Here is a 21,814-nt window from a genome sequence, read left to right as displayed (position 1 = left end):
AATGATAAATATAAAAATCCCGCTTTAAAACGGGATTTTTATATGAAAATCAAAGCTTAGATTTTATACTCATTCCAGCGATTCATACGCTTAAAGGTTCCCACATCATTAAAACGCACACCCACTTCTTTCATCACTTTATGCGCCGTTTTGGACGTCAGTTGACGGATATAAAATGGCTCTTTGACTACAAAATGATGAATCGCATGGGTCGAACCAAAATTACAGCAGAATAACTGGAACGGTACCATCCACCATGGATTGAGCACTTGGGTTTGTTTGATCACATCACGTGGATCAATATCGCCATAATAATGCATATTTGAACTGACAAACTGCAAGCTAAAAGAGCGGATAAAGTTCGAAATCACCCAGATGACTGCTAGCAGATTTACGATCGGCATAGCATCGACAATGCCTTGCGACCAGAGCATCTCATAACCGAATAGTGGTGTAACCGCATTTAAACCATGAAAGACCATAAACAGGTAGCACAATCCATAGTAAATAATGCTGAGAGGTAGAAAGCCGAGTAACTGAGAAATCATGGCAATTTTACGTTCTTTTTCAGGCTGTTTTTCCAGAAAAAGATGAATCATTTTAAACATCTGAAATGGACGCAAATACACTGACATCAACTGGTCACTAATCACCAGAATTCGGCGAATGCCCCAAGGCATACCATTACTGATGCCACGCTCTTCCAGGTCATGTTCAGTGCCTGAATATTTATGATGATGCAAATGTAAACGACGACGTGCCCATGGACTAATCGTGTTTGGACGTGCCAGCCAGACCAGTGCCAGCATCAAATGATGTGCCCAAGGTGTTTTTTTGAAATACATATAATGAATGAGGTCATGTTCCAATTCATGGGTCAATGACGCAAAAATCGCAATCGAGGGAATGGTAAACCATGCTGAGAGATAACCTGTTCCATATGCTACCGCGCATGCAATCATACCTGCCCAGGCAAAGCCTAAAATACTCGCACCTATAAAGTTCTGATGTTTGAGTATGGGATAACGAGCACGCACCTCTTCCCCGGCCTGGGTAACGATACTTCTGACCTTGGAGATTCGCTGCTGGTCAGTCATATCCGCAGATGTAGACATATGGACAACCTTTAATTTCTGAACGGTTGTACATTAAAGGAAATTCTAAAAAAGAGAAGTTATCTTTCCACTTTTAGAGTGAGTATGTCTAAGTTTTGGACAGTTTGGAAAAGTTCTTAAAATTGGCGAAAATTAGGAAAAGTAAAAGATGGTCTTTCTCATGAAACGAAAATTTAAAAGTAATTGATTTAATTGCAAATTCATCAATAAAATAAAAATATAATTTTTGATAATTTAAAACTTTATTTTAATAATCAATATATTAGGATTTATAAAATTTCGCTTTTTTGTAAATTCAAGCTATACATTTTTTAGAAAAAAATACTGATTCAGAAATTTTTCTCAGTTTGTCATAAAAAATAAAAAGAGAAGCGCTCTAGCTTCTCTTTTTATAGATCTAAGAGCGCTTTTAACCTAACTTGTTCACCAGTTTAAGTGGTAATACTTTCATGGCTAGACCGAGTGGCAACCAAGGCCATTTCGGCACATAAGCCTTAACTGGTGCTTTTTCAATTTCTGCTGCCAATAAACGCGAACCAGTTTTTTCATCTACTTCAAAAGGTAGCTTTTTTGCCCCTTCATTAATTTCAGTACGAATATATCCTGGGAAAATGGTGGTCACTTTTATTGGCGTATCGATCAATTCAGCTCGAATGCCTTCCGCTAAATGAGCCACGCCGGCCTTACTTGCACCATAAGCCGTTAAATGTTTTGGCATACCGCGCATTGCACTCATAGATGAAATCATCACCAGATGGCCAGAGTTTTGTGCACGGAAGATTTCAACTGCAGCTTCACATTGTGCTAATGCCGAAATAAAGTTGGTTTCAACCGTGGCTTTATTGATAGCAAAATTACCTTTACCAATCCGGCGGCCCTCACCGACACCAGCATTCACAATAACTCGGTCAATGGTGCCAAAGTCTTCTTTAAAAGCACGAAACACTTCAAACACTTGATCGTAATCGGTGACATCTAGTGTTTTGGCAATGACTTTGATGCCATATTGGCTTTCCAGTTCCTGCTTTAAGATTTCCAGACGCTCCAAACGACGTGCACAAATCGCCAGGTTATAGCCTTTTTTCGCAAATTCACGTGCCATACCGGCGCCGATCCCTGAACTTGCACCGGTAATTAAAATTGTTTTAGCCATGTATTTACCCTATTCCTTTATTTTTCTAGCGTATTAGGTTTTAAATCCAGGTCAATAAGTCTGGACGCTGTGCTTTAATAAAATGATGTTCATTTAAACTGAGTAGGTGCGGTTCATTACCCACCAGACGTAGTGTCGTGATACTGGTATTGGTAATCGCCCAGTTCAGAGCAAAGGTTTTCTCCGGACTAAGGCCCAAAATTTTGCCTACAGCCACAGAAATCACCCCACCTGAGGTATAAACTACTGCATAGCGTGGTCGGCTTTTGGACAACTGGTCACACAGATTTTCTAAGCCGCTTTCCACGCGTGCTTTGAAACTTGGCCAAGATTCATCATATTCATGGTGATAATCATCGCCAGTCCAGCGTGCAATTGCACCGCTAAAAATCTTGCTCAGATAATCCCGTGGATTTTCATGTTCTGATACATCCTGTTTCAGCAATTCAGGCTGATTAAAGCGCGGCTCATAACGGGCGAATACCTGCTGATGATTAAATTCATTCCAGGCACTATCGGTCAGAATCTCACTTTCCGGAAAACATTTGTTCAGTGATAATTGCGCTGTCTGTTGATGGCGTTGCATGGAACCAGCCACCACATAAGGCGCTTCTTTCAGGATTTCGTCAAAATAGCGACCCAAAAGCTTTGCCTGTAACTCGCCGTTGGGCGAAAGTTGATCGTAACTTTCTGCGCCAAAAGAGGCCTGGCCATGCCGGATCAAGTAAATGGTTGTCATTTTGGCATTATCTCTTTAAATTTAAGCACATACTTTTGTGCAATCTCATTGGCTTCCAGTTTTTGCTTGCCAATCAGTTTTAAGGCACGAATATGCAAGGCATGAATCACCACCCAAAAATCCTTGAACGCTGGATTATTAGTCTGTTTATGGTAATAACGATAATAGATCTGCTGGGCAATCACCGCGAGACGGAAAATTCCGAACACCTCATAAAACGCCCAGTTTTCCGGTTGCAGGCCGGTTTTTCCCAAGTAGTAATCCACCACTTCTTTACGGGTAAACATACCTTTTAGATTGGTCGGCTGGCGGCGTGTTGCCTTAAAGATGGCATTGTCAGTATCTTCCACCCAATAGGCTAAAGCAGAACCTAGGTCCATGAGCGGATCGCCGAGTGTCGCCATTTCCCAGTCCAGTACGCCAATCACTTCAGTCGGATTTTCCGGATTTAAGATGACATTATCAAAACGCCAGTCATTATGAATCACACAGGTTTTAGAATCTGAAGGAATATTATCTTTAAGCCAGTTGCGCACATATTTAAACGATGGAACATTTAAAGTTTTAGCCTTTTCATAACGTACATCCCAGCCTTCGACCTGGCGGCGACAATAGCCTTCACCCTTACCGAGATTTTCAAGTTCAGTTCCTTGATAAGGCACCTGATGCAATTCGATCAGTTTATCAATCACATTGATACATAAAGTCCGGATATCGGATTCAGTAAGCTGCAGCTCAGCTGGCATTTTGGCGCGAGGAATAATTCCTTCAAGCCGTTTCATCACATAGAAATCACAACCAATCACTGATTCATCCTGACAAAGCGCGACCATTTCAGGCACGACGGGATAATGTTCAGCCAAGGCTTTCTGCACATGATATTCACGTGCCATATCATGTGCAGATTTGGCTTTGGTACCTTGTGGCGGACGACGTAAAATTAAATCGGCATTGGCATACTGTAAACGGTAGGTCCAGTTTGAAGCTCCGCCTGAATATTGGGTCACTTGCACAGGGCCTTCAACATTCACATTTTGCTGAATTAACCAATTGGTGATGGCTTGTACATCCAGTTCTTCACCTGCACGAACTGCTCCACCTACATCAATAACCGCCATAATTTTTCCTTAAAATTTTTTAATACGTTGCAATTTTCTAGTTAAAGCCAGCTTATTTTTTGCGACGAGTATTGTAGCCACGTTTTGCCAGTTCCAGTTTGGCAATCATGCCCTTATGCACTTCGTCCGGGCCATCAGCCAAACGCAAGGCACGTGCCTGAGCAAAAAATCCGGTTAATGGTGTATCCCGAGAAACACCGGCACCGCCGTGGATCTGGATGGCCATATCAACAACTTTTTCCAGCACACTTGGCGCAACGACTTTAATTGCAGAAATTTCAGTCAGTGCTGCCATATTCCCTAAAGTATCCATTTTATAGGCGGCATACAAGGTCAAAAGACGTGCCTGATCAATCGCAACCCGTGCTTCCGCGACACGCTCCAGGTTGCCACCGAGTTTTAAAATCTCTTTGCCAAATGCGCTACGGCTCATACCACGGTCAATCATCAACTCTAAGGATTTTTCCGCAGCACCAATACAGCGCATGCAATGATGAATACGGCCTGGTCCTAAACGACCTTGAGCAATTTCAAAACCCTGACCGGCGCCACCAATAAAATTCGCTACCGGAACGCGGACATTTTCAAAACTGACTTCGCCGTGGCCATGTGGTGCATCGTAGTCACCAAACACTGGCAGCATACGTTCAATTTTTACCCCTGCGGTATTTACCGGAACTAGAACCATCGAATGCTGATGATGACGGTCTTTTGTTTCATCTGGAGTATGTGCCATAAAAATAATGATTTTGGCGTTAGGATCGCCCAGACCTGATGACCACCATTTACGGCCATTCAAAACAATCTCATTACCTTCCACCATCGCCGTTGCCTGCATATTGGTGGCATCACTGGATGCAACTGCAGGTTCAGTCATACAAAAGACTGAACGGATTTTTCCTTCTAAAAGTGGCATCAGCCATTCTTGTTTTTGTTCTTCAGAACCATAACGCCACAATACTTCCATATTGCCGCTATCTGGCGCATTACAGTTAAATACGACTGGTGCAATCAGGCTACGACCTGAAAGTTCGGCAATATGTGCATATTCCTGAACTGATAAACCTTGGCCACGTTCAGGACAAGGGAGAAACATATTCCAGAGGCCAGCTGCCTTGGCTTTGGCTTTTAAGCTTTCCAGTTCTGCTGGCCATTGCCATTTGGTCCAGTCACCGCCTTGATTCAACTCATGAACCTGCTGCCAGAAATCAGCTTCAACTGGTTCAATTTCCTCAGCAATAAATTTTTTGGTTCTATTTAAATAATCTTGTGCACGTGCTGAAAGCTCAAACATCTCTTTTATCCCTGTAAATATTCTAATTCATACGCTTTACAACACCTTAACCCAAAACCTATTATGAATAAAATGATTTTAACCCATACAATATTATGCATAATATTCATTCCAAAACAGTCATGGACCTGCGAAATTTTCATCGTATCGACATTAACCTTTATCCGCTTTTTATGGCAATTTATGAGCAGAATAGTATTTCTAAAGCTGCACAGATTTTATCAGTTAGCCAGTCTGCTGCCAGTCATGCTCTGCAACGTTTAAGACAGCATTTACAAGATGATTTATTTGTACGTACTGGTAGCAAAATGCAGCCTACGCCGTTTGCGGAACAGATCTATCCTGAGCTGAAGAATGCACTTTTTTCGATTCAAAATATTTCAATACAGCATCAGCAGTTCAGACCAGAAATGATTCAGAGTTTGAAAATTGCCGTTCATGATGAAATTGAGCCAATGATCTTTCCCAGACTCGTTCAGCACTTTCAGCAACTCAATCTGGAAATTCAACTTAGCAGCATGAAGCTGGACCGTAAAAATATAGCAGCAGACCTCGCCTCTCAACAGATTGATTTTGTCATAGATCTGGAACAAAACATTGCTGAAAAAATCCAGTTTGAACGCCTGGTGCAAGATGAATTTGTAGTGTGTACACAATTAACAGAAATGAATGAGCAGATTTATCTTGCCTCGCCTCATATTGGCGTGTCATCACGCCGTACTGGCGTTTTAGTTGAGGATATTTATTTAAGCCGTAAACAATATTCACGACAGATTTTTTTACGCTGTCAGCATTACTCAACTGCTCTGCAAATTTTGGAACAACAAAAGACAGCTATGCTGACTATTCCTAAAAATGTATTGGTACATTTACAATTGGCTACCAGTCTAAATATTTTTGAAGTCCCTGTGGAACTGCCGAAAATTAATATGGGGATATATTGGCATAAGGATTTGCAAGAGAATAAGAGACATCAATTTTTGAGAAATGAAATTTATAAAATTTTTGCTTAGGCTATTTATAAAGGAATGCAAGTTTGCTTAGGCTATTTTAGTTAGTCGGTACAAAACTAAACACTGAGTGATTAGCTTTTAATCCGTAGATCTACTGGCGTTGCTCTAAAATGGCTCGACTTTTAGCTGTGATTTTACAGCTGGTTTTTGCTGATTTGGATCTTGCCTTTGTTAAATCTCTCCACCACCTGGCAAATTGTGCTGGGCCTCGTACTGCTGTGTTTTTCGTATTATCTGCTGCATAAAATTACAGTTTATTTAAAAGATGTTTTCCGCCCTTTTAAGAAAGGCAAAAAATACTGGTGCCGTGTAAAAGCCGTAAGTGATGGTGATACCCTCACCTGCTACCGTTTTAATATTCGTCGCTCTGAGACTAAATTGCGCTTTGCCTTCGTTGATGCCCCTGAATCATCGCAAGCATATGGTAAAGAATCGCAACGTCTGGTCAAAAGCATGGTGAATAATAAAATGGTTCGGGTAAAGATTACCGATATTGACCGTTATGGCCGCTGTGTCGGTGTGGTCTATCGCTATCGCAAAAATATCAATGAAGAGATTGTCAAACGTGGTGCAGCGTGGGTCTATGAAGAATATATCAAGGATAAAAACCATTTACGCTATATGATGGAACTGCAAAATAAAGCCAAGAAACAGAAAAAAGGTCTTTGGAAAAGTAGCCGTCCTATACGTCCAAGTGTTTATCGTAAGCAGGTAAAATCGTAAATTTGGTTTTATCAAAGATAAATTGCAAATAAAAAAAAGTGATCAGGACATTCAGATCACTTTTTTCATTTTTTAGTTTTACTAATTTAATAAGCCAAATGCACTAGAAAGCGGAATGCGCCGGCAATCAGGGCCAGCGTTAAAAATCCTGCCAGCCATAATCCTACAAACCATAATACCTGTTTGCCTTTCATGACCACTCCTTAATGATAGCCATCATCGCCGACCCTGACCTTATGCCGGAATACCCAATAGGACATACCGGTATAAATCACAATAATTGGAATCAGGATCAAGGCTCCAATCAAGGCAAATAGCTGGCTATTTTCATGCGCTGCTGCCTGCCAGATTGTTACGCTTGGCGGAATAATATATGGCCATAAACTTATCAAGAATCCGGTATAGGCAAGGAAAACCAGAACAAGCATATAGGTAAATGGGCCTAATTCACTGCGTCTTTTACAGGCACGTAAGGCCAGCCAGGTAAATAGCAGAACCAGAACTGGAACTGGCATAAAATAGGTAAATTGTGGCTGACTGAACCAGCGTTCGGCAATCTGTGGATGAGTCAACGGCGTATAAATACTGACAGCACCCAATATGATCAGCAAGGCCATAATCAGCTTAGGCATCAGTTTAAACATTCGATCCTGTAAGTCATCTCCAGTTTTATAGATCAGCCAGCCACATCCCAATGCCGCATAGAGCACCACCACACTGATTCCGGTGAAAATACTGAATGGAGTGAGCCAGTCCAGCCCCCCACCAACATAAACACCATTTCGAGTTTCAATGCCCTGAATATAAGCCCCTAAAATCATGCCTTGCAGGAAACTGGTGATTGCAGAACCACCGATAAAAGCTTTGTCCCACCAATGTTTGCTGCGGTTGGCCTTGAAGCGGAATTCAAAAGCCACGCCGCGGAAAATCAAGGCAATCACCATCAGAATAATTGGCATATACAGCGCCGAGAGTACGGTCGAGTAAGCGAGTGGGAAAGCTGCAAACAATCCTGCACCGCCCAATACCATCCAGGTTTCATTGCCATCCCAGACCGGAGCCACGGTATTCATCATGACATCACGTTCATCCTGATGCGGAAAGAAAGGAAACAAGATGCCGATGCCCAGATCGAAACCATCAAGAATAGTATAAATCAATACACCCAAACCAATAATCACAATCCAGATTAATGATAAATCAATCATTTTTTATCCTCCTGATCCGGTTGTTCAGGAACTTCTTCGATACGTTCGCGAATACTACTTAATGGTCGGCGTGAAGCCTGAACTACATCGCTATCTGATTCATGATCTGGTCGGGTATGAATAAAATCCGGGCCTTTGTGCATCAGGCGCAACATGTAGTAAATTCCGATACCAAATACCACACAGTAGACGACTACAAAAATAATTAGGGTCAGCCCCACCTGTTCAGCAGAAACCGGTGACAATGCATCCTTGGTACGCATGATGCCGTATACCACCCAAGGCTGACGGCCGACTTCTGTGGTAAACCATCCCGCCAGCATGGCAATAAATCCAGAAGGTCCCATAATCAAGGCGAATCGGTGCAATGCACGGGATTCATAAAAACGGCCTCGGGTACGTGCCCACGCTCCCCATAATGCCAGTAACAACATCAGCACGCCGAGTCCAACCATAATTCGGAAGCTCCAGAACACCACCAGTGAATTCGGCCGGTCTTCAGGTGCAAAGTCTTTAAGTCCCGTAACCTTGCCATCCATCGAGTGGGTTAAAATCAGGCTACCCAAGTTGGGAATTGCGACTGCATATTTGGTTTCTTCGGCTTCCATATCTGGAATACCAAAGAGGTATAAGGGCATGCCTTCATCATGATTGGTTTCCCAGTGTCCTTCCATAGCTGCAAGTTTTGCTGGCTGATGCTCAAGGGTATTAATACCGTGCATATCACCGACGATGACCTGTAAAGGTGCTAGTACTAGAAGCAGCCACATCGCCATGGAAAATGAGGTCTTGACCAGTGCATCACGACGGCCTTTGATCAGATGCCATGCGGCTGTAGCAGCGACCAGTAAGGCGGAAACCAGAAAGGCAGCCATGGCCATATGGGCCAGACGATAAGGGAAAGATGGGTTAAACACGATAGCAAGCCAATCTTGCGGCACAATCAGGCCATTTTCAATCGCAAAGCCTTGTGGGGTCTGCATCCAGCTATTGGACGATAGAATCCAGAACATGGAAATACAGGTGCCTATCGCAACCATCAAGGTCGAGAAAAAGTGCGCCTTTGGTCCCACTCGCCCCCAGCCAAATAACATGATGCCCAGAAAGCCCGCTTCCAGAAAGAAAGCGGTGAGTACTTCATAGGCCAATAAAGGTCCAGTCACGCTGCCTGCCACCCGGGAAAACTCACTCCAGTTGGTTCCAAACTGGTAGCTCATGACCACACCAGAGACGACACCCATCCCGAATGCCACAGCGAAAATTTTCACCCAGAATTTGAATAGATCCTGAAAAATCGGATTTTGGGTTTTGAGCCAGCGCCATTCCAGAATGGCCAGAAAGCTGGCCAAGCCAATAGAAATTGCCGGAAAAATGATATGAAAAGATACAGTAAAGGCGAACTGTATTCGTGCTAACTCTAATGCAGTTAAACCCAGAGTCATAAGCTTCACCTATGCATTGTTATTTGGCATCTTTGCCCTTCAATTTTTAAGTCATGAATTTTTCTAGTGACATGGCTAGCTTAGGCGTGGCTGTTATAAAAAGTATGTAGTCTTTTGTTGATTATTTTTTAATCAGGTTAAACTATGTAACTCTTGCTGATAAAGAAAATATTACTCTGAATAATTTTTAAAACTCTCCTCTTGAGCTTTAGATAAAACAGGCGTAAATTAGGCCCAAATTTAGTTACCCAGGTTAACTAACCATATGTTTTCCGAATCTCCCCGACTTCGTACGCTGTTATTACGCTGCGCACGACTGATGAGCGATGAGATCAATACGATCTTGTTGTCATCACAATTGAATTATTCTTTATGGCAGGTGTTATACGTCATCCAGTCAAAGCAACAATGCACGCTGGCAGATATTTCCAGTTATCTCAATGTATCCAAGCCCGGTATTACCAAGCGGATTCAGCAACTGGTTGAACTCGATCTGATTGCCCAACTCGAAACTGAAGACAAACGTCAAAAGCTGTTCAAGCTGAGTGAGCAAGGAATCGAGACCTTTGCCATGTGTTCCACCCAGATCGATGCATTTGAAGATCAGTTGCTTGAGCACATTGCATCAGATGATCTTGAAGGCAGCAAAAATACCTTGATACAACTCATTCAGCAGTTATATCCCTCATCTCAGGACAGACCTCAATGAGCCAAGAACAAGAAGCGCCTTTATGGACGCCCAATTTTATCCTGATCAGTCTGGTGAATTTCCAGCTGGTTCTGGTGTTCTATCTGCTGGTGATTGTCATCGTCGGCTACTCGGTGGCTGAGCTAGGTGCTTCGACTGCGCAAGCCGGTCTGGTATCAGGCCTGTTTATTGTCGGCACCCTATTCGGACGGTTATTGATCGGGAAATTACTGAATCGTCTGGGCCTAAAAAATACGCTCGTTATTGGTTTGACTGGTTTTCTTCTCTTTTCCGGACTGTATATGATTCCGGCCAAGCTGGAAGTTTTACTAGGCATCCGTCTGATACACGGTTTTATGATGGGTATGGCTTCTACTGTACTGGGTACAGTGATTGCACAGACCATTCCTGCCACACGACGTGGTGAAGGAATTGGATATTTCAGCATGAGCAGCACCCTCGGCACAGCGATTGGTCCCTTTGCCGGAATCTGGCTGATGACAAATTTTAATTATCAGGTAATTTTCATCTTTACCAGTATCGTTGCGCTCAGCTGCCTGATTTGTGGCTTGTTCATCCAGCCACCACGCCTTAAGGCAGGTCATTCGTCAGCAGATTCTACTTCGCAAAGCACCAGTAAACTGGCTCAGTATATTGAACCGAATGCCCTACCGATTGCACTGATTGTACTGCTGGTGGCTACTTCTTATTCAGGTGTACTGTCCTTTATTCATTTTTATGCCAAAGACATTAATCTGGTCGAAGCAGCATCATTCTTTTTCTTAATGTATGCCTTTGCCATTTTGCTTTCGCGTCCTTTTACCGGCCCGCTCATGGACCGTAAAGGCGAAAATATCATTATCTATCCTGCCATTGTGATTATGGCACTGGGGATATTGCTCCTCAGTCAGGCGCAAAACTCTGTGATGTTACTTGCCAGTGCTGCCTTGCTTGGTTTTGGTTTTGGGAATATCCAGTCAGTGTGTCAAACCATTGCGGTGAAAAGTACGACATTGCAGCGTATGGGGCTTGCTACCTCAACCTTCTTTATTGCCCTGGATGCCGGTCTTGGTTTTGGCCCGTATTTTCTGGGTATGCTGCTGGACCAGATTGGTTACCGCCAGCTTTATCTGTTCTCGGCGCTGCTCACCCTAAGCTGTCTGGCCTGGTATTACCTTCTGCATGGCCGTAAAGCAGGAAAAGTACAGCCTTCTCATTAAAAGCTTTTAAAAGCGCCGACTAAACCGGCGCCGATATTCCAACGGCGTCAGACCGGTTTTTTTATGAAATAAACGGCGGAATGAACTTGGATCCTGATAGCCGACATTTTGCATAATCACATCCACAGCTTGATCGGTTTCTTCCAGTCGTTTACGTGCGGCTTCAATCCGGATCGCTTGTAAATACTGATTGGGCGGTATGTCTAAGGCTTGTTTAAAGCGTCGAATCAGGGTTCGGCCAGTCACATTAAACTGCTCTGCCAGCTGGTTCAAACTAAAATCTTCATGAAAATGCTGCTCTAGCCAGTTCTGGATTTTTTGTACCAGTTCATCATGGTGCGGCTGGCCAATATTCAGCAATGAATAAGACAACTGGCTATCACGGCGGTAATCAATTACAAAAGATTTAGCCGATTGCATGGCCACCTCAAAGCCATAAAAGCGCTCAATCAGATGCAACCCCAGGTCAAACCAGGCCAGGCCTCCGCCCGCACAATAGATATTTTGATCCCGGCTAATCATCAGATCGGCATTCAGTTTCACCTTAGGATAGCGTGAACGAAACATGTCCTGAAAACCCCAATGTGTTGTTGCAATTCGGTCATCTAAAATACCTGCTTCTGCCAGAAAAAAATTTCCGGTACAGTTTCCTGCAATTAAAGTCGCATCTGCATGTGCAGATTTTAAAAAATGAATCAGTTCTGGATTTTGTTGCAATACATCCTGAATTGGTGCAGCGATGGTCGGTACCACCAGAATATCTGCAGTTTGAATCTCTTGATAAGAAACATGTGCCTGCAACTGCAGCCCATTGATACACCGAATCGGGTGTCCATCCGGACTGGCGATACTCACCTTAAACAGGCGCTGTACATCCTGCTGCTGGATCCGGTTCCAGCTTACGCCAGCCATGGCAAATAAATCGACCACGCCCGTAATGGCCGAAGCCAGTGCCCCATCAAAGCCTAAAATCACCACATCTTGCATATTTTTTTATTTGTCACTTTTCACCCGATTCATGTCATTATTGACAATCCTCCTCAATAAAAGCAACTGCTAGTCTTGATGCTATCTCAAGGATTGCACATTCAGGACAGTACCGTGACCCAACTGATTAATGATAAAGATCTGCATTTCCAGCTTTATGACGTATTCAAACTTGAAGCGCTGACTAAACTGCAACGCTATCAGGATCATGACAAAAATACTTTCGACAGTATTCTGGAAACGGCAAAAGGTATCGCGACCGATTATTTTGCGCCGCATAATGCCAAAGCTGATCAGCATGAACCGAACTTTGACGGCAAACAGATCAAAACCATTGATGAAGTGAAGACAGCCTGGCAACAGTTTGCCAATGCCGGCCTGCTTTGCGCCCAGCATGATTATGCAGATGGTGGCATGCAACTGCCCACTTTGGTGAATATGGCCTGCAATGCTTATTTTATGTCGGCCAATCCGTCCACCGTGGCTTATTCTTTTCTAACGGCCGCTGCGGCGAACCTGATACAGGCTTTTGCCTCCCCAAAACAAAAGCAAATATTCCTACCGCATATGTTGAGTGGCCGCTTTGCTGGCACCATGGCCATGACAGAGCCGAATGTAGGTTCCTCTTTGGGCGATCTGACCACTAAAGCCATTCCTCAGGCAGATGGAATTTATAAAATTAAAGGCCAGAAAATGTTTATTTCGGGTGGCGATCAGGACATTAGCGAAAATATTGTGCATCTGGTCTTGGCGCGGATTCAGGATGCGCCGCAAGGCGTGAAAGGAATTTCCCTGTTTATCGTACCAAAATTCAAAACTAACGAGGATGGTTCACTCGGTGAAGCTAATGATGTACAGCTGGCTGGCTTACTGCACAAAATGGGCTATCGAGGTACTACATCTACAGTTTTAAGCTTTGGAGAAAATGATAATTGCTTAGGCTATTTAATTAGTGAACCCGGTCATGGCTTAAAATATATGTTCAAGATGATGAATGAAGCACGTGTGGGTGTCGGTCTGGGCGCAGCCATGATTGGTTATCGTGGCTATCTGGAATCTCTGGATTATGCTAAAAACCGTCCGCAAGGCCGGCCAGTTCATGAAAAAACACCTGACTCGAAACCAGTAAATATCATTGAACATACCGATGTCAAACGCATGCTACTGGCGCAAAAGTCATATGTAGAAGGTTCGCTGGCACTTTGCTTATTTGCAGCCCGATTAATTGATGAACTTCAGGCAGCTCAAGATGAAGATAGTGCAATTCTGCTTGATCTCATCACCCCGGTGGTCAAATCTTTCCCTTCTGCCTATGGTCCGAAAGCCAATGATCTGGCTATTCAGGTCCTGGGCGGCGCGGGTTATACTCGTGAATATCCGGTGGAGCAATGTTACCGTGATAACCGGCTCAATCCGATTCATGAAGGAACTTACGGCATTCAATCTCTGGATCTGCTGGGACGTAAACTCTGGCAGCATAATGGCAAAGGGCTCAATCTGCTCATGCAGCGCATCCAGAAGACCTTGTCAGAGATTCATGAACCTAAGATAGTGGAACTCGCAAAGATCTATAAACAGCATCTTGCCACTGTGCAAAAGACTACACAGATTTTAGGCCAGGCCTTGCATCAAGGCAAAGTCAGCGAAGCTTTGGCCAATTCAGGCCTGTATCTGGATATGATGGGTAAGACCATCCTAGCCTGGCTATGGCTGGAAATGGCGAATCAGGCTCAACTCAAGTTTGGCACATCTTCGCAGGCAGAAGATCAGACTTTTCTGGCAGGGAAAATTCAGGCAGCTCAATATTTTATTCGCTGGGAACTCCCTGAAATTGAACATCAGGCCAAATTACTGATGCATCTGGATGATACTTGCCTGAATATGCAAGCCGACTGGTTCTAGGCAGAATTAATCAAAAAATGCGCCTTTATCGGCGCATTTTTATTTTGTAATTCATTAAGCTGTAGAGTTATTTACACCAAATTTTTTAAATAGCTTGGCACGCTTGGAAGGCAAGATATTAGCCTTACTTAAATCGCCCTGATAGTGCTGATATACCCGCTGATCCATGATTTTGTACCATAAAGGTGGAATCAAGGCTGGAATCAGCATGGTTGCATAACCGCTGGGTAATTCTGGCGCTTCATCAAAATGCCGCAACGCCTGAAATGGACGGCTTGGAAAAGCATGATGATCAGAATGGCGTTGTAACTGATACAAAAACAGATTAGTTACGATATTGTTGTTATTCCAGCTATGTTCCGGCAAGGTTCGCTCATAACTGCCATCCGCTTTCTGTCCACGTTTCAGTCCGTAGTGCTCGATATAATTCACAATCTCAAACAGGCTAACGCCATAAAATGCCTGTGTCAGTGTATAAGGAATAATTTTCTTGCCATACGCCTTTAGCATCAAGGCATGATAGCCGGCACTCATGGCCCAACCATGAAACAGCTCATTTTCCTGATTAAAGAATTTCAGTCCTTTACGCTCGAGCCGTCTTTTTTCAATCTGGATTGCAGATTTTAATCCACCTATTACGGTACGTGGCCAGAAGCGGTAAAAAGATTCACCCATTTTTGAAGATGCCGGATCTTCAGGCGTGGCTACCCGTTTATGATGTCCATAAGGATGTTCGATCCGGAAATGGTTATAGCCCAAAGGCATCAGGCTGGCATGAGACCAGTAATGGTCTTTTTTCTGGGGACGATGGCTGAGTTCATGTGCGGTATTCACCCCCACACCATTAATCGCACCCATAGAAACTCCCAGCAATACCTGATCTAGCAAAGACATATTTGGGCGACTTACGACATAGCCAGCAAAGGCATTGGCTGCCATTTGTAAGGGAATAAATGCTTTTACAATGCGGTCATAATAAGGATCGTTAACCAGTGCCTTGATCTGCTCATCATTTGGATTATTGGCATCATCGCCAATCAGAGCATCCAATGTCGGAATGATGACATGCAATAATAAAGGCCCGCCCATCGCAAAGACTTTTTGAGTGGCTTTAGGACCAAAATGATAACCGGCCAGAATTCCCATTCCGATTACAGGCAGACCTGGGCTGAGTAACCAGCCAAAACGTTTTTTATCCAGCTTTACACCTTTTAGTGCCGACGCTTCCTGCGTAAACTGCGCTTTCTGGATTTGTGCAGGGGCATTCATTGCGACCTTCCTTTTTTATGTTACTCTGCACTTATAGTTGATTATTTCAGCAGTAGCGAACAGTATTCAACGTCCAGAAAAGCTATGTCAGCGTCTTTGGCACATGCTGCCAAATTCTGGCCTAAAATCACAAAGTTAAAAAATTTATAGTCAATTAAATGAAATAAAACAGAAGAATAGAGTTAGGCATGGATGCTTTAAGTAAAATTTTTGATGATATTCATCTGGAAAAATCGGAATATCTTTATCTGAATGTATTTCATCCGGGCGGCTTTGACTATCAACATGAACCCTTTATGCTGGCCTATATCCTGTTACAAGGACAGGCGCAATTAAAGTTCATGAATGGTGATCGACTGGAGCTGCAGCAAGGTGATCTGGTGCTATTACCCGCAGGTTCCTCCCATCATGTTTCCTGCCCAGACAATGCCGATTTTTCTGAGCACCATGCGATTAATCCTTATTTTCAGAGCAATGTACAGCAATGTATTGATCTCAATCGGGAAAATTCGGCGGAGCATAGTTTCATACTGGCTATTCGTTCTAGCTTGGATATCCAGATGGCCAAACCTCTTTTGAGTGCATTACCTAAATACCTGCATATTCAACATATTCTGGGTGATACCGCACCGGAATGGTTACAGGTCGGCTTGCAATTTCTTGCACTGGAAACCCAGCAGCTTCGTCCCGGACGTGACAAAATTCTGGATCATCTGGTCAGTATTTTACTGATTGAATGCGTGCGAGATTATATTTTAAACCTGGAAAATGCCTCGAGCTGGCTGAATGCTCTTTCGCATCCGGAATTATCTAATGCACTGGCGGCGATTCATGGCAAACCTGAACAGTCCTGGACCGTAGAAAGTCTGGCCGAACAGTGTCATATGTCACGTTCCAAATTCGCCCAACTGTTTACCCAGATTGTCGGTGAGCCACCCCTTGCCTATCTGCAACAGCACCGCCTGCGTCTGGCAGCGCAATATTTACGAAATAGTGGATTTGGTATCCAGCAGATCGCTTATCTGGTCGGTTATTCATCCGAGACGGCGTTTAGCCAAAGTTTTAAAAAACAGTTTGAACAGACGCCGACCCAATACCGGCTGAATTGTCAGAAAAATCAATCTTTATTACCAGACTAAAATTACTGGACTAATGCCAATACTGCTGTGACCGGATCTTCGCTATTGCCAGAAAGTAGCTGCTTGTGCATGGTGATATGCTGCATAACCTGAATCTGCGCTGCTTCAATATCCATCAGTTTTTCAATTTCAGCTGCCAGATTTTCAGGTGTAGCAGCGGATTGGATGAGTTCTTGAATCACTTTTTTGCCAGCAATTATATTTGGTAATGAAAAATATGGGATTTTTACCAGTAATTTGGCAATTCGATAGGTCAGCCAGTGCAATTTATAAAAAGTCACCATCGGACGGTGCAGCAACATCGCTTCAAGCGTTGCAGTTCCAGACGCCAGTGCAATAATATTGGACGCATTCATGACCTGACGGCCAATTTTGGATTCAGCGCTGGTATTTTCCATCAAGCGAATCTGAGCTTGTAAGCTCTCAGGATAAGTGGCAAGTAAACTTTCGATTTGCTGTTTACGCGCATCATTAATCGCAGGAATCAGAAAGGTATAATCCGAATATTTTTGATGCAGAATATTGGCAGCATCCAGAACCAAAGAGCCTAAACGCTCAATTTCACCACGACGACTGCCCGGCAATAAGGCAATATATTTCTGATGTGGATCCAGACCTAATTCTGTTTGAGCATCCAGAATTGGATTTTCAAGCGGCAATTGACTGGCGAGCGGATGCCCAACAAAAGCTGCTGGCACATCCCATTTTTTAAAAAACGCTTTTTCAAATGGAAACAGGCACAGTACTAGATCAATACTGGCCTTTATCCCATGTACACGGCCTTGACGCCATGCCCAGACTGAAGGACTGACATATTGCACGGTTTTAATAGGCAACTGTTTTTGTTTAATGGTTTTTGATAAACGCAAGTTAAAATCAGGCGCATCAATCCCAATGAAAATATCGATCGGATCTTTAGTCCAGGTTTCCACCAGACCATCCCGCACAGCAAACAGTTTTTTAATGTCTTTCAGAACTTCGACAATGCCCATCACCGATAAAATATCCATCGGATAATAACTTTTAAAGCCTTCCGCGATCATTTGTGGCCCACCGATACCTTCAAATTCAGCATCAATGCCTTGCTCACGAAAACGGCGAATCAATTTTGCGCCAAGCGTATCTCCAGAGACTTCACCGACCACGATTCCAATTTTTAGTTTTCGATTTAGCAAGTGGGTTTCCTCTCAAATCCGCATGGAAATTTATTGAATCGGGATTCTAACATAATCCTGTGGCTATTCCGGAAGAAGCTTAAGCATCTTCTAATTTTAAGAAACCCACCGTTTAGAATGACTTAGTCGATGAGGGAGCTTGCATAACAAGAATTAAATCGACATTTACAGCTACATTAAATTAGATAGAAACGGGTTAAATCGGGCAGTTAAAATCAATCATCATATTCGCACTTTATACATACTCCAGTAAATAAACATAAAAGATCACCTAATATTCTTCACCTAGCTTTATCTTTTTTATGCATAAGTAAATCAATAATCAAGACAACGACTTATATCCAAAAGTCATAAGATATGCTCGTTTTTTGATTTTGGCATATATGCATGTTTGGTCCGATTGAATTTATTTTAGCAGGCGTTCTAGTAGGTTTTTGTGTAGGTGTCACCGGTGTGGGTGGTGGTTCATTGATGACGCCAATTCTTATTAGCTTATTCCGGATTGAACCGCATATCGCAATTGGTACTGACCTGCTCTATGCCGCGATTTCTAAATTCTGTGGCTCGTTTGTGCATGCCAAGAAAATGAATATTGTCTGGCCGATTGTGATCTGGCTGGCCGTTGGCAGTATTCCCGCATCTTTTGCAACACATTGGGTTCTTGATAACTATCTGAGCCAATCAACGCATTACAAGGCCGTCCTGACCATGGTATTGGGCTTTATGCTAACCATTACCGGCTTATCCATTCTGTTTCGTAGCCAGATCGAAAATCTTTTTAATAAATACAGAAAACAAGAACTACCGGATATGACCCAAGATCTTGAAAAAGTAAAGCTGCAAGCCAAGGAAAAGCGCGTAGCTATCATCATTATGGGCATTATCTTGGGCATATTTGTCACGCTCTCTTCAGTGGGTGCCGGCGCATTCGGTATCATGGCACTTGTAGTGATGTTCCCGAATCTGCCAATGATTCGTATCATTGGCTCAGATGTTGTGCATGCAGTGGTACTGACCCTGGTTGCAGGGCTGGGTCATATGTCTTCAGGCAACGTCGATTTCATGCTACTCATGTGGTTATTGGTGGGGTCTATTCCGGCGATTATTGTCGGCACTTTACTCAGCTCACGTATGCCGGAAAAACTGATCCGCAAAATTTTAGGCATTACCCTGTTTGCGCTGGGCGTGAATTTCATGATTAATCCTGTGAAATCAAAACCGGCTCAACCTGCTGAAACAGCAATGATAATTGTAAGCCAAAATTCCCCGTCCGTTTAAGTTAACTATCCGATTCATCACTTTTTTTTCAAAGAAGTATTCATCTTTTTTATAACAAAGTGACGCATCATTCATGTTATATTCGGGCTATTAAACAACCTTTTGTATGATCGAACCAGTGACGGCAATGAATACACAACAGTCAAATCCTATTTCAGCATCAGATATTGATGACGTGAATATCCACAGCATGATTCCTCTTGTAACCCCTGCTGAGCTTAAAGCAGAGTTACCGTTGACTGAAACTGCTTATCAAACCGTACTGCATGGTCGTGAAACGATTCGTAAAATTCTGGATGGTGAAGACAAACGCCTGTTCGTTGTAATTGGCCCTTGTTCTATCCATGATCCGGCGGCGGCGCATGAATATGCTGAACGCTTAAAAGTACTGAGCGAAAAAGTTAAAGACAGCTTATACATCGTGATGCGGGTTTATTTTGAAAAACCACGGACTACCGTAGGCTGGAAAGGCCTGATCAATGACCCAGACATGAATGATTCATTCAATATTGAAAAAGGTCTGCGTATCGGTCGCAAGCTATTACTTGAACTGAATGAAATGGGCTTGCCATGTGCCACTGAAGCACTTGATCCAAACTCGCCACAGTATTACCAAGACCTGATTTCATGGTCAGCAATTGGTGCACGTACCACAGAAAGCCAGACGCATCGCGAAATGTCTTCAGGTCTTTCCTCACCAGTCGGCTTTAAAAATGGTACAGACGGCGGTTTAACGGTCGCGACCAATGCAATGCAATCGGTAAAACATGGCCATAGCTTCCTCGGTCTGAATGATCAAGGTCAGGTGGCTGTCATTCGTACTTCAGGTAACCCTTATGCTCACGTGGTACTGCGTGGTGGTAATGGCAAACCGAACTACGATGCAGGCTCGGTTGCCGATGCAGAAGCTGCTCTAGCCAAGGCCAAAGTCAGCACCAAGATCATGATTGATGCCAGCCACGCCAACTCTAACAAAGACCCGTACCTGCAACCACTTGTACTTAAAAACATTTCCGAACAAATTCTTGATGGAAACAAGTCAATTGTTGGTATTATGGTAGAAAGTCATCTTAAGGGTGGTCGTCAGGACATTCCGGCGAACCTGAATGAGATGGAATACGGTCAATCCGTTACGGATGGCTGTATCGACTGGGAAACGACTGAAAAAGTTTTACTCGACATGCATGAGGCATTGAAAGACATTTTACCTAATCGTTAAATGATCTGACCAACGCCATCGCCAAGATGGCGTTTGCATTTCTAGAACAAGGAAAATTTATCTGATGAATGATATTGAAACGGCATTAAGCCAGATTGAGAATTTTCAGTTCATACACGAACATCTGTTTAGCTCTGGTCAACCGACCACTACCCAATTACAGCTGATGAAAGAATACGGTGTATCTACAGTCATCAATGTGGCGCTGACCGATAGCGAACAGTATCTGCCGCATGAAGATAAAATTTGCCTTGAGCTGGGACTGAACTATATTCAGGTTCCGATTTCCTGGGAAACCCCATCAGACAATCAATGCCTGCTGGTACTGGATCTGATCGATCATCTGGTAAAAGAGCAAATGGTCTGGGTACATTGTTCGCAAAACTACCATGTCAGTTGTCTGATGTATTTATATCGTCAGTACTATATGGATATGGATCTGCCTACAGCACAAGAACACTTGCATCAGATCTGGGAACCAAATGAAACCTGGACCGGTTTAATGCATGCGGTTGCCCTACAGCTACAAGGTCGTAAAGCAACGCAGGAACTGGAACTTTCCCTGATTAATCCAAATTATTTTGCCTGATTTTATTTACTGTGGCTCAACAGCACGGTTGCCATGGACATAATGCCTTCCTGACGACCGGTAAAACCTAACTGTTCAGTGGTGGTGGCTTTGATACTGATTTGAGTCACATCAACATCCAAGACATCTGCAATACTTTGACGCATCGCCAGATTGTGCTTAGCCAGTTTTGGACGTTCACAGGCCACGGTAATATCAGCATTATTCAGGTGATAGCCACGATCCAGAATCAGCTGATAGACATCCTTGAGTAGTACCCGGCTATCTGCACCTTTAAACTCAGGATCTGTATCCGGAAAATGCTGGCCAATATCTCCAAGCGCCAATGCACCCAACAAAGCATCACAGAGTGCATGCAGCACCACATCACCATCCGAATGTGCTTTCAGACCTTGAGTATGCGGAATTTGAATGCCTGCCAAAGTGACAAAATCACCTTCTTCAAATGCATGCACATCCAGACCCTGGCCAATACGAATTTGTGCGATCACCTTATACATCCTTTAGAAATAGCCCATTGAAATCTTGTACACTTGCTTTCTA

The 21,814-nt window shown here is 43.4% G+C and carries 21 protein-coding genes; 9 read left to right on the top strand and 12 right to left on the bottom strand.

What is annotated here, in order from left to right; translation table 11 throughout:
- Window positions 1–56: 56 nt before the first annotated feature.
- The 5 genes from ACO1B7_RS14060 to ACO1B7_RS14040 form a co-directional block, all read right to left on the bottom strand.
- Window positions 57–1,115: a fatty acid desaturase gene (locus ACO1B7_RS14060; RefSeq protein ID WP_423090263.1), complete on the bottom strand. Its 1,059-nt coding sequence runs from the start codon at window positions 1,113–1,115 to the stop codon at window positions 57–59.
- A gap of 409 nt (window positions 1,116–1,524) precedes the next feature.
- Window positions 1,525–2,268 (bottom strand): SDR family oxidoreductase, encoded by a 744-nt coding sequence (locus tag ACO1B7_RS14055; RefSeq protein ID WP_004280440.1) that lies wholly within the window; start codon window positions 2,266–2,268, stop codon window positions 1,525–1,527.
- 40 nt (window positions 2,269–2,308) lie between these two features.
- Window positions 2,309–3,007, bottom strand: coding sequence for a histidine phosphatase family protein (locus ACO1B7_RS14050; RefSeq protein ID WP_216986074.1), 699 nt, complete (start codon window positions 3,005–3,007; stop codon window positions 2,309–2,311).
- Window positions 3,004–4,125, bottom strand: a complete 1,122-nt coding sequence (locus ACO1B7_RS14045; RefSeq protein WP_004731178.1) for a phosphotransferase family protein — start codon at window positions 4,123–4,125, stop codon at window positions 3,004–3,006. Before ACO1B7_RS14045 ends, ACO1B7_RS14050 begins: the two co-directional genes overlap by 4 nt.
- Window positions 4,126–4,177: 52 nt before the next feature.
- Window positions 4,178–5,419: an acyl-CoA dehydrogenase family protein gene (locus ACO1B7_RS14040; RefSeq protein ID WP_129717140.1), complete on the bottom strand. Its 1,242-nt coding sequence runs from the start codon at window positions 5,417–5,419 to the stop codon at window positions 4,178–4,180.
- A gap of 95 nt (window positions 5,420–5,514) precedes the next feature.
- Between ACO1B7_RS14040 and ACO1B7_RS14035 the strand changes: the two genes are divergently transcribed.
- On the top strand, window positions 5,515–6,432 hold the full coding sequence (locus ACO1B7_RS14035) for a LysR family transcriptional regulator (RefSeq protein WP_423090262.1): 918 nt from the start codon (window positions 5,515–5,517) through the stop codon (window positions 6,430–6,432).
- Window positions 6,433–6,600: 168 nt separating this feature from the next.
- Window positions 6,601–7,155 (top strand): thermonuclease family protein, encoded by a 555-nt coding sequence (locus ACO1B7_RS14030; RefSeq protein WP_423090324.1) that lies wholly within the window; start codon window positions 6,601–6,603, stop codon window positions 7,153–7,155.
- Window positions 7,156–7,241: 86 nt separating this feature from the next.
- On the opposite strand, the gene ACO1B7_RS14025 is transcribed toward ACO1B7_RS14030, so the two are convergent.
- The 3 genes from ACO1B7_RS14025 to ACO1B7_RS14015 are packed head-to-tail and all read right to left on the bottom strand — an operon-like array spanning window position 7,242 to window position 9,805.
- Window positions 7,242–7,349, bottom strand: coding sequence for a hypothetical protein (locus tag ACO1B7_RS14025; protein ID WP_005246144.1), 108 nt, complete (start codon window positions 7,347–7,349; stop codon window positions 7,242–7,244).
- A gap of 9 nt (window positions 7,350–7,358) precedes the next feature.
- Complete coding sequence (cydB, locus tag ACO1B7_RS14020; RefSeq protein WP_004280450.1) at window positions 7,359–8,363, bottom strand: cytochrome d ubiquinol oxidase subunit II; 1,005 nt, start codon at window positions 8,361–8,363, stop codon at window positions 7,359–7,361.
- Window positions 8,360–9,805: a cytochrome ubiquinol oxidase subunit I gene (locus tag ACO1B7_RS14015; RefSeq protein ID WP_004280451.1), complete on the bottom strand. Its 1,446-nt coding sequence runs from the start codon at window positions 9,803–9,805 to the stop codon at window positions 8,360–8,362. Before ACO1B7_RS14015 ends, cydB begins: the two co-directional genes overlap by 4 nt.
- 265 nt (window positions 9,806–10,070) lie before the next feature.
- On the opposite strand from ACO1B7_RS14015, the gene ACO1B7_RS14010 reads away from it, so the two are divergent.
- Together ACO1B7_RS14010 and ACO1B7_RS14005 are read left to right on the top strand one after the other, a co-directional pair.
- Window positions 10,071–10,514, top strand: a complete 444-nt coding sequence (locus tag ACO1B7_RS14010; RefSeq protein ID WP_423090261.1) for a MarR family winged helix-turn-helix transcriptional regulator — start codon at window positions 10,071–10,073, stop codon at window positions 10,512–10,514.
- Window positions 10,511–11,713 (top strand): MFS transporter, encoded by a 1,203-nt coding sequence (locus ACO1B7_RS14005; protein ID WP_253146300.1) that lies wholly within the window; start codon window positions 10,511–10,513, stop codon window positions 11,711–11,713. The genes ACO1B7_RS14010 and ACO1B7_RS14005 overlap by 4 nt, the downstream gene beginning before the upstream one ends.
- 6 nt (window positions 11,714–11,719) lie before the next feature.
- On the opposite strand, the gene ACO1B7_RS14000 is transcribed toward ACO1B7_RS14005, so the two are convergent.
- A complete protein-coding gene (locus tag ACO1B7_RS14000; RefSeq protein WP_423090260.1) occupies window positions 11,720–12,700 on the bottom strand; it encodes a GlxA family transcriptional regulator in 981 nt (326 codons plus the stop codon).
- Window positions 12,701–12,778: 78 nt separating this feature from the next.
- Between ACO1B7_RS14000 and ACO1B7_RS13995 the strand changes: the two genes are divergently transcribed.
- Window positions 12,779–14,602, top strand: coding sequence for an acyl-CoA dehydrogenase (locus tag ACO1B7_RS13995; protein WP_423090259.1), 1,824 nt, complete (start codon window positions 12,779–12,781; stop codon window positions 14,600–14,602).
- Window positions 14,603–14,656: 54 nt separating this feature from the next.
- Here ACO1B7_RS13995 and ACO1B7_RS13990 read toward each other — a convergent pair whose 3' ends face one another.
- The gene (locus ACO1B7_RS13990) at window positions 14,657–15,871 is read right to left on the bottom strand and encodes an alkane 1-monooxygenase (protein WP_374952744.1); all 1,215 of its coding nucleotides are present in this window, start codon (window positions 15,869–15,871) and stop codon (window positions 14,657–14,659) included.
- 188 nt (window positions 15,872–16,059) lie between these two features.
- On the opposite strand from ACO1B7_RS13990, the gene ACO1B7_RS13985 reads away from it, so the two are divergent.
- Window positions 16,060–17,010: an AraC family transcriptional regulator gene (locus tag ACO1B7_RS13985; RefSeq protein ID WP_180038469.1), complete on the top strand. Its 951-nt coding sequence runs from the start codon at window positions 16,060–16,062 to the stop codon at window positions 17,008–17,010.
- Between the two features lie 2 nt (window positions 17,011–17,012).
- On the opposite strand, the gene lpxB is transcribed toward ACO1B7_RS13985, so the two are convergent.
- Window positions 17,013–18,185, bottom strand: a complete 1,173-nt coding sequence (gene lpxB / locus ACO1B7_RS13980; protein ID WP_423090258.1) for a lipid-A-disaccharide synthase — start codon at window positions 18,183–18,185, stop codon at window positions 17,013–17,015.
- 387 nt (window positions 18,186–18,572) lie between these two features.
- Between lpxB and ACO1B7_RS13975 the strand changes: the two genes are divergently transcribed.
- The 3 genes from ACO1B7_RS13975 to ACO1B7_RS13965 all read left to right on the top strand — a co-directional run bounded on the left by ACO1B7_RS13975 (window position 18,573) and on the right by ACO1B7_RS13965 (window position 21,271).
- Window positions 18,573–19,463: a sulfite exporter TauE/SafE family protein gene (locus ACO1B7_RS13975; protein WP_423090257.1), complete on the top strand. Its 891-nt coding sequence runs from the start codon at window positions 18,573–18,575 to the stop codon at window positions 19,461–19,463.
- A 127-nt stretch (window positions 19,464–19,590) separates the two neighbouring features.
- Window positions 19,591–20,682: a 3-deoxy-7-phosphoheptulonate synthase gene (locus ACO1B7_RS13970; RefSeq protein ID WP_174893669.1), complete on the top strand. Its 1,092-nt coding sequence runs from the start codon at window positions 19,591–19,593 to the stop codon at window positions 20,680–20,682.
- A gap of 64 nt (window positions 20,683–20,746) precedes the next feature.
- Window positions 20,747–21,271: a protein tyrosine phosphatase family protein gene (locus ACO1B7_RS13965; protein ID WP_004280464.1), complete on the top strand. Its 525-nt coding sequence runs from the start codon at window positions 20,747–20,749 to the stop codon at window positions 21,269–21,271.
- A 2-nt stretch (window positions 21,272–21,273) separates the two neighbouring features.
- Here ACO1B7_RS13965 and ispF read toward each other — a convergent pair whose 3' ends face one another.
- On the bottom strand, window positions 21,274–21,762 hold the full coding sequence (gene ispF / locus ACO1B7_RS13960; protein ID WP_004731199.1) for a 2-C-methyl-D-erythritol 2,4-cyclodiphosphate synthase: 489 nt from the start codon (window positions 21,760–21,762) through the stop codon (window positions 21,274–21,276).
- Window positions 21,763–21,814: the final 52 nt, after the last annotated feature.

This window comes from Acinetobacter lwoffii, from assembly GCF_049367455.1.
GTDB lineage: Bacteria > Pseudomonadota > Gammaproteobacteria > Pseudomonadales > Moraxellaceae > Acinetobacter > Acinetobacter lwoffii_W.
The sequence above is the reverse complement of the archived record's forward strand: the minus strand, read 5'-3'. Positions and strand labels throughout refer to the sequence as shown.

Excerpts from the sequence above, each read along its gene's own strand:
- cydB (WP_004280450.1), bottom strand. The coding sequence starts at position 8,363 with ATGATTGATTTATCATTAATCTGGATTGTGATTATTGGTTTGGGTGTA.
- ACO1B7_RS13995 (WP_423090259.1), top strand. The coding sequence starts at position 12,779 with ATGCTATCTCAAGGATTGCACATTCAGGACAGTACCGTGACCCAACTG.
- ACO1B7_RS14055 (WP_004280440.1), bottom strand. The coding sequence starts at position 2,268 with ATGGCTAAAACAATTTTAATTACCGGTGCAAGTTCAGGGATCGGCGCC.
- ACO1B7_RS14005 (WP_253146300.1), top strand. The coding sequence starts at position 10,511 with ATGAGCCAAGAACAAGAAGCGCCTTTATGGACGCCCAATTTTATCCTG.
- ACO1B7_RS14040 (WP_129717140.1), bottom strand. The coding sequence starts at position 5,419 with ATGTTTGAGCTTTCAGCACGTGCACAAGATTATTTAAATAGAACCAAA.
- ACO1B7_RS14015 (WP_004280451.1), bottom strand. The coding sequence starts at position 9,805 with ATGACTCTGGGTTTAACTGCATTAGAGTTAGCACGAATACAGTTCGCC.
- ACO1B7_RS13970 (WP_174893669.1), top strand. The coding sequence starts at position 19,591 with ATGAATACACAACAGTCAAATCCTATTTCAGCATCAGATATTGATGAC.
- ACO1B7_RS13965 (WP_004280464.1), top strand. The coding sequence starts at position 20,747 with ATGAATGATATTGAAACGGCATTAAGCCAGATTGAGAATTTTCAGTTC.
- ACO1B7_RS14045 (WP_004731178.1), bottom strand. The coding sequence starts at position 4,125 with ATGGCGGTTATTGATGTAGGTGGAGCAGTTCGTGCAGGTGAAGAACTG.
- ACO1B7_RS14025 (WP_005246144.1), bottom strand. The coding sequence starts at position 7,349 with ATGAAAGGCAAACAGGTATTATGGTTTGTAGGATTATGGCTGGCAGGA.
- ACO1B7_RS13985 (WP_180038469.1), top strand. The coding sequence starts at position 16,060 with ATGGATGCTTTAAGTAAAATTTTTGATGATATTCATCTGGAAAAATCG.
- ACO1B7_RS14010 (WP_423090261.1), top strand. The coding sequence starts at position 10,071 with ATGTTTTCCGAATCTCCCCGACTTCGTACGCTGTTATTACGCTGCGCA.
- ACO1B7_RS14050 (WP_216986074.1), bottom strand. The coding sequence starts at position 3,007 with ATGACAACCATTTACTTGATCCGGCATGGCCAGGCCTCTTTTGGCGCA.
- ACO1B7_RS13990 (WP_374952744.1), bottom strand. The coding sequence starts at position 15,871 with ATGAATGCCCCTGCACAAATCCAGAAAGCGCAGTTTACGCAGGAAGCG.
- ACO1B7_RS14035 (WP_423090262.1), top strand. The coding sequence starts at position 5,515 with ATGCATAATATTCATTCCAAAACAGTCATGGACCTGCGAAATTTTCAT.
- ACO1B7_RS14000 (WP_423090260.1), bottom strand. The coding sequence starts at position 12,700 with ATGCAAGATGTGGTGATTTTAGGCTTTGATGGGGCACTGGCTTCGGCC.
- ACO1B7_RS14060 (WP_423090263.1), bottom strand. The coding sequence starts at position 1,115 with ATGTCTACATCTGCGGATATGACTGACCAGCAGCGAATCTCCAAGGTC.
- ACO1B7_RS13975 (WP_423090257.1), top strand. The coding sequence starts at position 18,573 with ATGTTTGGTCCGATTGAATTTATTTTAGCAGGCGTTCTAGTAGGTTTT.